Consider the following 7,509-nt stretch of genomic DNA (forward strand, 5'->3'; position numbering starts at 1 on the left):
CGGTGGCGGACGCGGACGCCGCGGTGGCGGAGACGGTGGGGGCGGCGGCCGGCTCGGCGGCGGGGTCGGGGCGCGTGGTCACCGGAGCAGGCTACGCCGCCCGAACAGGTGGTCCCGCCGCGCAACCCTCTCAGGGGGCGGTACGCATGAGGCGCCGTCCGCCGTAGACCACGAGGAACGAGGTGACATACATGACGATGCTGTAGACGGCGGCGGCGAGACCGACCTCTTCGTCACCGATGACCGTGAAGGCGATGAGCATCGTCAGGGTCGTGTTCTTGATGCCGAACTCCACCGCGACGGCGATCTGCTCGGCGCGGCCCAGTCGGCATACCCACGCGAGGAGCCCGCCCAGGAGGATGAACGCGATGTTGAGGACGATCACCGCCGGGCCCACGGTCGCGACCAGGTCGACGATCCGGTCCCGCTCGCCCAGGACGATGCCCACGATCAGCGCCACCAGCACGATAAGCCCCACCACCCCGACGAACCGCTCGATGCGAGCGGCCAGCGACGGCGCCTTCGCCCGCAGCACCATGCCGATCATCACAGGGATGAGGATGACGCCCAGCAGCAACCCGAAGGTCTGACCGAGCGGGACGTTGACCTCCGAGTCCGCCGCGCCCGGGATGAACCGGACGCCGAGGTCGAACCACAGGGGCAGTGTGAGGATGACGGCGACGGACGTGATGGCGGTGAGGATGACCGAGAGGGCGACGTTCCCGCGGGCCAGGTAAGTGATGAGGTTGGACGTGGCACCGCCGGGTGTCGCCGCCACCAGCACCACCCCGAGTGCGAGCATCGGCGTGAGGTCGAAGAGAAGGGCGACCCCGACGCCCAGCAGCGGCACCAGGACGAGCTGGCCGACCAGGCCGACGATCGTGGCCCGCGGCGATCGGGCCTGGACCGCGAAGTCCTCCCGCGTGAGACTGAGACCGATCCCGACCATGATGATGGCCAGGGCGATCGGCAGACCGACGTCGATCAGGGGGCTCTGGTCCACGGGACCTCCTGGGCCACTGGGCAGGAGCGGCCGCACTGTGATGTGGACCACTGTCCGGTTGACCGTAGCCCATCCCGCCACGGGCGGTGTGCCCGTGCGCCGATTCGGCCCGACTCAGGAGCCGGCGCGGGTGCGCCTGAGGTTCTCGTCGAGCGCGGCGAGGAAGTCCTCTGTGTTGAGGTACTCCTGGTCGTCCCCGACGAGCAGGGCGAGATCCTTGGTCATCTGACCGCCCTCGACGGTGTTGATGACGACGTCCTCGAGCTGGTGGGCGAACTCGATCACCTCGGGGGTGTTGTCGAGCTTGCCGCGGTGCTCGAGGCCGCGGGTCCACGCGAAGATCGAGGCGATCGGATTGGTGGAGGTCGGCTCGCCCTGCTGATGCCGGCGGAAGTGGCGGGTCACGGTGCCGTGGGCGGCCTCGGCCTCGCAGGTCTTCCCGTCCGGGGTGAGCAGGACCGAGGTCATCAGGCCGAGTGAGCCGAAGCCCTGTGCCACGGTGTCGGACTGCACGTCGCCGTCGTAGTTCTTACACGCCCACACGTAACCGCCCTCCCACTTCAGCGAGGAGGCCACCATGTCGTCGATGAGGCGGTGCTCGTAGGTCAGGCCCGCCTTCTCGAACTCGTCCTTGAACTCGCGGTCGAAGACGTCCTGGAAGATGTCCTTGAAGGCGCCGTCGTAGGCCTTGAGGATCGTGTTCTTGGTGGACAGGTACACCGGGTAGCCGCGGTCCAGGCCGTAGTTGAACGAGGCGCGCGCGAAGTCCTCGATGGACTTGTTGAAGTTGTACATACCCATCACCACGCCGCCCTCCTCGGGCAGGTCCACCACCTCGTGCTCGATCGGCTCGGACCCGTCGGCCGGCGTGAAGGTGATGGTGACCTTGCCCGCCCCCGGGGCCTTGAAGTCGGTGGCGCGGTACTGGTCCCCGAAGGCGTGACGGCCGACGATGATCGGTTTGGTCCAGCCCGGCACGAGACGGGGGACGTTGGAGATGATGATCGGGGCGCGGAAGATGGTCCCGCCGAGGATGTTGCGGATCGTGCCGTTCGGCGAGCGGTACATGCGCTTGAGCCCGAACTCCTCCACGCGGGCCTCGTCGGGCGTGATGGTCGCGCACTTGACGCCGACGCCGTGCTTCTTGATCGCGTTGGCCGCGTCGACGGTGATCTGGTCGTCGGTGGCGTCCCGGCTCTCGATCCCGAGGTCGTAGTACTCGAGGTTCACGTCCAGGTAGGGGTGGATCAGCTCGTCCTTGATGAACTTCCAGATGATGCGCGTCATCTCGTCGCCATCGAGTTCGACGACCGTCCCCTCGACCTTGATCTTCGACATCGGTCCCTCTTTCCCCGCCCGGACCTCGTGAGACCGGCGCTGTCGGTGAACATCGTGACGTGCATCTCATGTTACTGATCCGGGCCCGCGGGGTCGGCTGAAGCGAGGTCGCCCCTCGTTGCAGCCGCTGAGCGGCTTAGGCTAGCCTGACCCCAGGTCATGAGTTCCAGCGCGAAGCCCCGGCTCGCTGGACGGCAACCCTCCACCGCGGTGGGGTGCCCCGGGAGACGACCTGGCCACCACCCGACCGGGTGACAGGCAAGCGCGGGTCCGCTGTCTCGAGAAGCGGCCGGACCCTTCTGAGGAAAGGAGGGGCTCCGCCCCTATGACCTACGACAACAGCAACCCCGACTGGGCGTTCGAGACCCGTCAGATCCACGCCGGACAGCCCGTCGACTCCGACACCGGCGCCCGGAACCTGCCGATCTACCAGACCACCTCGTACGTCTTCGCCGACGCCAAGCAGGCGGCTGATCGGTTCGCCCTCGCGGAGATGGGCCCCATCTACACCCGTATCACCAACCCGACGGTGGCGGCGGTCGAGGACCGCATCGCCTCGCTCGAGGGCGGCGTCGCGGGTCTGCTGTTCGCCTCCGGTCAGGCGGCCGAGACCGCCGCCATCCAGGCCATCGCCCAGTCCGGTGGACACGTGGTGTCCTCGCCGCGCCTCTACGGCGGCACGGACACCCTGCTGCGGCACACCCTGCCCAAGTACGGCATCGAGACCACGTTCGTCGAGAACCCCGACGACCCCGCCTCGTGGCAGGCGGCGGTGCGCCCCAACACCAAGCTGTTCTTCGCGGAGTCCATCTCCAACCCGCTCAACGACATCCTCGACATCCCGTCGATCGCCGAGGTCGCACATAACAACCAGGTGCCGCTGGTCATCGACAACACCGTGGCGACCCCCTACCTGATCCGTCCCCTCGAGCTGGGAGCCGACGTCGTGGTGGCCTCGGCGACCAAGTACCTCGGTGGACACGGCTCCTCCCTGGGCGGCGTCCTGGTGGACGGCGGCAAGTTCGACTGGCGCGTGCAGCGCGACGGTGAGGACGTCTTCCCGTCCTTCACGACCCCCGACCCGGCCTACCACGGCCTCGTCTACGCCGACCTCGGCGCGCCCGCTCTCGCGCTCAAGGCCCGCGTCACCCTCCTGCGGGACACCGGTGCGGCCGCGTCCCCGTTCAACGCGTGGACCCTCGCGCAGGGCATCGACACCCTGAGCCTGCGCATCGAGCGCCACGTGTCCAACGCGCAGCGCATCGCCGAGTGGCTGGAGGCCCGCGAGGACGTCGCCAAGGTGCAGTACGCGGGTCTGGCGTCCTCGCCGTACAACGAGCTGCAGAAGAGGATCTCCCCCAAGGGCGCCGGCGCGATCGTGACGTTCGACATCGCCGTCCCCGACGGCGCGTCGGACGAGGACGTCAAGCAGCGGGCGTGGACGTTCATCGACGCCCTCAAGCTGCACTCGTGCCTGGTGAACATCGGAGACGTGCGGTCGCTCGTGTCCCACCCCGCCACGACCACCCACTCGCAGGGCACCCCCGAGGCCAACGCGATCGCGGGCGTCACGTGGGCGACCATCCGCCTCTCGGTGGGCATCGAGTCCGTCGACGACCTGATCGCCGACCTCGAGCTCGGTTTCGCCGCGATCTCCTGACCCGATCCCATGGTCAGCTCTACCGATCCGCTCGCGCTGTTGCCCCCGGGCGACGGCACCCTCGGCCACGTCGCCATCGGCGACATCACCCTGGTCACGGGTGTCGTCCTCCCGGGGGTGACGCTCGCCGTCCAGCGGTGGGGGCGGATCGCGGAGGACCGGTCGAACGTCGTGCTGGTCGAGCACGCGCTCACGGGTGACTCGCACGTCGTGGGGCCGGTCGACTCCCTGCATCCCACCCCGGGCTGGTGGAACGGGCTCGTGGGGCCCGGTCTGCCACTGGACACCGACCGCTACTGCGTGCTGTCGGTCAACGTCCTGGGCGGCTGCCGGGGCTCGACCGGTCCCAGTTCGCTGCATCCCGACGGCCACTACTGGGGAGCCCGGTTCCCTGCCGTCTCGGTGCGGGACATGGTCGAATCCGAGCGTGTTCTGGCCGATCTCCTGGGCATCGAGCGCTGGGCCGCCGTGATCGGCGGGTCCATGGGCGGCGCCCGCACCCTCGAGTGGATGGTCTCCCACCCGGACCGCGTCCGCGCGGCGTGCGTCCTGGCGGTCGGAGCCCGGGCGTCGGCGGACCAGATCGGCATCCAGACCGCGCAGATCATGGCCGTCACCTCGGACCCGCACTGGCAACAGGGCGGATACCACGGCACCGGCCGCACCCCCGTGACCGGGCTGGGCATCGCCCGCCGCATCGCCCACCTGTCCTACCGGGGTGAAGTGGAACTGGACGAACGGTTCGCCAACCGTCCGCAGCCGGGCGAGGATCCCCGCGGCGAGGACCTGTCCATGTCGGGCCGGTTCGCGGTGCAGTCGTACCTCGATCATCAGGCCGGCAAGCTCGTCTCCCGCTTCGACGCCTGCACCTACGTCCTTCTCACCGACGCCCTGAACCGCCACGATGTGGGCCTCGGCCGCGGCGGCGTCGAGGAGGCCCTGCGGTCGTGCCCGGTGCCGTGCGTCATCGGCGGCGTCACCACCGACCGGCTCTATCCGCTGCGTCAGCAGGAGGAGCTCGCCGCTCTCCTCCCCGGGGCGGACCCACTGGTCGTCATCGACAGTCCCGCCGGGCACGACGGGTTCCTCACCGAGGCGGACGTGGTCGGCCCGATGCTCGAACGCACCCTGGAACTCGCCGAGCAGGGGACCGCCGAGAAGACGCGGGGGCACGCGTGACGGGCCCGGACCGCAACGATCACCCGCATCACGACGCCGAGCGGGACCAGACTCCCCGCCCCGCCGTCATGGGTCTCGCGGGCCTGTCGGCGGGATTCGGCATCATCGGCGTCGCGATCGGCTTCGCCACCTTTCTGGGGGTCACCGCCACGGCCGGCGGTGGCGGCGACACGACGGGTTTCGGCCCGCTGCTGGCCAGCGCGGCCGGATCGTTCGTCGTGGGCATCCTGCTCGTCGTGGGTGCGGTGCTGCTGTGGCGCGCCCACCGGGCCGCCCGCGTGGTGATCGGGGTGGGAGTGGCCCTGCTCGCGCTGAGCTCGCTGTCCCGGATGGTCGTGGACAGCATCACGTTCATCTCGGTGGTCGGGACGGTGCTGTCGCTGCTCGCGCTCTTCGCGATGGGATACCTCCTGGTCTCGGACGACGTCCGCGATCATCTGCGTGAGGGCGTCCCCCTCCGGCTCCGCTGACCGGACTCCCCCGGCGACGCGCTTTGTGCCGTCGAGATGCAACGCCGCCCATCGGATCGCGCGCCGACCAAGGGATCCGCTAGGTGGCGCACATCCCGATAGGCGACCTGCGCTGCGACGACGTGCCGGCATACGAGATCGTCCATCCACTACCGGCGCGCGGCGCGATGTGCGCTGGCCAGCCAGGGAAAACCAGCACGCGTACTCGCGCATCCGCAGGCCCGGCGTTCTCCACAGACGCGCGCGCTCAGACGCGGATGCGCCGATCTCGCGGCGGGGTGGCGCCGATCATCGGGCATGTGAACTCACCAGACGACCTGATCTCCCTGCTCCTCACGAACGACCAGCTGATCGCCCGCGGAATCACGAGTCAGAACATCAGCCGCGCGGTGAAGTCCGGCGATCTGATCCGACTCAGACCCGGGTTCTACGTCGAAGGACGAGCGCGGGACCTCGACAGGCGTGATCGCCACCTCTTGTCTATTTTGGCCGCGGACGCCGCACTCGACGCTCCGGTGTTCTCCCACTCATCCGCGGCCCTCATCCACGAGCTTCCGGACTGGGGCCTTCCGCTGCGCAGGGTCGCGGTGAGCGAAGACGGCCCGGCGCCGCGGTCCCGCACGACCGGTCTGACGACCTTCCGCACCGCGCCCGGCCTCTCCGATGAGGTGATGACGGTCAACGGATTGCGGGTCACCACCCCGGCACGAACAGTCACGGACATCGCGATCTCGACGCCCAGAGACGCTGCCGTGGCGGTCGCCGACGCGGCGTTGCACGGGGAGATCGTCACGAGGGACGCGCTCGACGAGTCTCTGCGCAGATCCGCGGGTCGTCGCGGGATCAGACGCGCACGGCAGTCGCTGAGTCTCGTCGACGGGAGGAGCGAGAGCGTGGCAGAGAGCCTCAGCCGGCTGACCTTCCACGACTTCGGTCTACCGGAGCCCGAGCCTCAGGCGGACATCTTCACCTCCCGAGGCGTTCGGGTCGCCCGTGTGGACTTCCTGTGGCGGGAGTACGGCGTGATCGGAGAGTGCGACGGCTTCGGCAAGTACTTCGACGGTTTGAGCCCCGGCGAGACACGGCACCGCTTGGAAATGGAGAAGGACCGCGACGCCGAACTGATGGCCCTCGGTTACCGGGTCCTCCACTGGCGGTGGCGCGATGTGCAGGAGCCTCATGTGCTGGCTGCGCGGATCAAACGTGTGCTCTTCGCAGCCGCTGCGTGATCAATACGCTGCCGCGTGATCACGGTCGGTCCGACGCGCCTGGCCACCGAGCAGAAGCCGCCCGGCGCCCCTCCAGAGCGCCTGGCAACCGGGCGGAAACCGCCGGGCGCCGCTCCAGAGCGTGCGCCACCTATTCGTCCACGCGCCGCCTACGGGACCCCATAGGTGGCGCGTAACCGGATAGGCGGCGCGGGATTCGATAGGTGGCGTCGACGTCAGCGGGGCGGGCGAGCGCCTTCCGCAGGGGTGGCCGAGCGCCTTCGGCAGGCGCAGCCGCCGAGCTAGCAGAGCGGCCCGGCCGGGTACAGCACCCCGACGTGCACGACCGGGTGAATCAGCCGGTACCGAGCGAGTCGACGGAGGTGGCCAGCCACAGGATGACGGCTCCGATCCCGACGTAGAACGCCACGTCGAACCCCTTGCCGCGTACCCCGAGCAGTCGCGCCCGCTCGTCCGGGAGCACCGCGCGCAGGGTCGCCGCCGCCAGGGCGACCACCCCCAGAAGGAACGCGCCCCTCCGCCAGCGCTCGAGGACGACGAAGCCCAGCGCCACGACGACCCCGGCCAGCACGAGCGCGAGCGGCCACTGGGCGCGCACCTGCGCCCACGTCAGGCGCGCGGGGCGCGTGC

The 7,509-nt window shown here is 69.5% G+C and carries 7 protein-coding genes and 1 riboswitch; of the genes, 4 read left to right on the forward strand and 3 right to left on the reverse strand.

The genetic code is table 11. The features are described from left to right. Positions 1-130: 130 nt before the first annotated feature. Together G6030_RS12365 and G6030_RS12370 are read right to left on the reverse strand one after the other, a co-directional pair. A complete protein-coding gene (locus G6030_RS12365) occupies positions 131-1,003 on the reverse strand; it encodes a bile acid:sodium symporter (RefSeq protein ID WP_182643322.1) in 873 nt (290 codons plus the stop codon). 114 nt (positions 1,004-1,117) lie between these two features. After that, positions 1,118-2,341, reverse strand: coding sequence for an NADP-dependent isocitrate dehydrogenase (locus G6030_RS12370; RefSeq protein WP_131886448.1), 1,224 nt, complete (start codon positions 2,339-2,341; stop codon positions 1,118-1,120). Between the two features lie 155 nt (positions 2,342-2,496). Beyond that, positions 2,497-2,612, forward strand: a riboswitch (SAM riboswitch). Between the two features lie 54 nt (positions 2,613-2,666). Between G6030_RS12370 and G6030_RS12375 the strand changes: the two genes are divergently transcribed. The 4 genes from G6030_RS12375 (at position 2,667) to G6030_RS12390 (ending at position 6,879) form a co-directional block, all read left to right on the forward strand. Continuing rightward, positions 2,667-4,001, forward strand: a complete 1,335-nt coding sequence (locus G6030_RS12375) for an aminotransferase class V-fold PLP-dependent enzyme (RefSeq protein WP_007628178.1) — start codon at positions 2,667-2,669, stop codon at positions 3,999-4,001. A 9-nt stretch (positions 4,002-4,010) separates the two neighbouring features. After that, positions 4,011-5,180: a homoserine O-acetyltransferase gene (locus tag G6030_RS12380; protein WP_061228087.1), complete on the forward strand. Its 1,170-nt coding sequence runs from the start codon at positions 4,011-4,013 to the stop codon at positions 5,178-5,180. Further along, positions 5,177-5,650, forward strand: coding sequence for a hypothetical protein (locus G6030_RS12385; protein ID WP_061228088.1), 474 nt, complete (start codon positions 5,177-5,179; stop codon positions 5,648-5,650). Before G6030_RS12380 ends, G6030_RS12385 begins: the two co-directional genes overlap by 4 nt. An 83-nt stretch (positions 5,651-5,733) precedes the next feature. Further along, on the forward strand, positions 5,734-6,879 hold the full coding sequence (locus tag G6030_RS12390; RefSeq protein ID WP_347238657.1) for a type IV toxin-antitoxin system AbiEi family antitoxin domain-containing protein: 1,146 nt from the start codon (positions 5,734-5,736) through the stop codon (positions 6,877-6,879). A gap of 334 nt (positions 6,880-7,213) precedes the next feature. Here the strand turns inward: G6030_RS12390 and G6030_RS12395 are convergent. Continuing rightward, positions 7,214-7,509 (reverse strand): DUF3017 domain-containing protein (locus G6030_RS12395; RefSeq protein ID WP_241724338.1); only part of this gene is annotated, 296 nt, incomplete at its 5' end.

Origin of the sequence: Dietzia sp. E1 (assembly GCF_014145015.1) — a bacterium.
In the GTDB taxonomy this organism is placed as follows: Bacteria; Actinomycetota; Actinomycetes; order Mycobacteriales; family Mycobacteriaceae; genus Dietzia; species Dietzia cinnamea_A.

Bases quoted from the DNA above. Each gene is read 5' to 3' on its own strand.
- G6030_RS12380 (WP_061228087.1), top strand. From the start codon at position 4,011: ATGGTCAGCTCTACCGATCCGCTCGCGCTGTTGCCCCCGGGCGACGGC.
- G6030_RS12370 (WP_131886448.1), bottom strand. From the start codon at position 2,341: ATGTCGAAGATCAAGGTCGAGGGGACGGTCGTCGAACTCGATGGCGAC.
- G6030_RS12375 (WP_007628178.1), top strand. From the start codon at position 2,667: ATGACCTACGACAACAGCAACCCCGACTGGGCGTTCGAGACCCGTCAG.